Origin of the sequence: Caballeronia arationis, assembly GCF_001544975.2 — a bacterium.
In the GTDB taxonomy this organism is placed as follows: domain Bacteria; phylum Pseudomonadota; class Gammaproteobacteria; order Burkholderiales; family Burkholderiaceae; genus Caballeronia; species Caballeronia arationis.
This window is the reverse complement of record NZ_FCOG02000452.1, coordinates 1-1,281: the sequence shown is the minus strand read 5'-3', so window position 1 is coordinate 1,281 and position 1,281 is coordinate 1. Positions and strand designations below refer to the sequence as shown.

Sequence of the window (1,281 nt, the reverse complement as noted above, 5' to 3'; positions counted from 1 at the left end):
AAAGACGCCGCCATGCTTCAGCCGCTCGCGCTCACCGCGACGGCGCCTGAGCTGGAAGCGGGTTTCGTGGACGCGCTTGCGACTTACACCGGCGCTCACGCGTCGCTCGCTGAGCAAGTTGCGGCCACGGCAGCGATCCTCGAAGCCGCCAAGACGACGCAAGTCTCGAAGGCGACGAAGACGCTGGCGAAGGGCGGCAGCAAGCCCGCCTTGCCCGCGCCCGGCAGAACGAGCGCGGAGTCGGACAGCGATGAAGATGACGATGACAACGACGGTGTAAAGGAGCAGAGCACGGCTTCCAACCAGTCGGACGCGACCGCTGCAGCATCGGCGGAACCGGCTGGGACCAACCTCGCATCGCTTTTCGACTAAGGAGCAGACATGGCTATCTCAGTTGCGAAGCTCACGCGCGAGTTCGTCTACAACGGCGTGACGTTCCCCGATCCGGGGCCGACCTTCTCGCCCGACGATGTCCGCGATCTCTACTCCGCGCAGTACCCGGAGCTGACGACCGCGGCGATCGACGGACCGACGATGGAGAGCGAAGTCATGCGCTTCACATTCGTGCGCGCCGCAGGTGCGAAGGGGGCAGCTCATCCCGCAACACAGTCCTGCTGCGCCCATGCGTAAGCGCGACCTTCTTAAAGCCCTGTCCGACCCGGACTTGGCTCTTTCCCATCAAAAACCGCCTGGAAGGGCGGTTTTTTTTCATGACAAGGAGATCGAGCAATGCTCTTCGATCCTCGCCCGTCTGGTGCAGAAGTCGCTGTCTCGGGAGAGCCTTGGCAACCGCGACGCGCTCCCGTTGCCGGACGTCGACCTGCCCATGATTTTTTGAGCTTGCCGGCCATCGGCTCCGACGTTCAAACGCGCGCAGTGATGCGTTGGAACGCCGAAAAGGATGTCGCTAGGCTCATCGCCGCCCAGTTCACCTCGGGCGCGCTGCGGCCGCGCGATGTACCGGAGTTCAAAGGCGCGGGCGACGCGCTCGCCCACGGCTTCTTCGCGTGGGCAAAGCGTCACACACCGCCCATGTCCTGCATCGGCTTTGACTTTGTGCTGTGTGACGTCGCCGCTGTGGAAGAAGTCGTCCAGTACCAGGAAGACAGCAGCGACTTCAATCCGACCTCGCCTGTGTATCTCGGCATCGAGATCACGGAGGAGAGCATCTTCGTGATCGGTAGGCGTGCCGCCGAGCTTCGCAATGTTCATCCACGCCTGGTGTCGACGGCGATGGTGCTGATCAATCGTGCAGCGGGACGCACGATGTGGGTCAGAACG

2 protein-coding genes and 1 pseudogene are annotated in these 1,281 nt (G+C 63.0%); all 3 read left to right on the top strand.

What is annotated here, in order from left to right:
* Positions 1 to 372, top strand: a 372-nt coding sequence (locus AWB81_RS43090; RefSeq protein WP_062644698.1) for a PRTRC system protein E, incomplete at its 5' end; no start/stop codon positions are given.
* A gap of 9 nt (positions 373 to 381) precedes the next feature.
* The gene (locus AWB81_RS43085) at positions 382 to 630 is read left to right on the top strand and encodes a PRTRC system protein C (protein ID WP_062644696.1); all 249 of its coding nucleotides are present in this window, start codon (positions 382 to 384) and stop codon (positions 628 to 630) included.
* 99 nt (positions 631 to 729) lie between these two features.
* Positions 730 to 1,281: pseudogene (locus tag AWB81_RS43075) on the top strand (PRTRC system protein F); the annotation flags it as partial.

What these genes read in the sequence shown, in the direction of transcription:
- AWB81_RS43085 (WP_062644696.1), top strand. Translation starts at nt 382, where the DNA reads ATGGCTATCTCAGTTGCGAAGCTCACGCGCGAGTTCGTCTACAACGGC.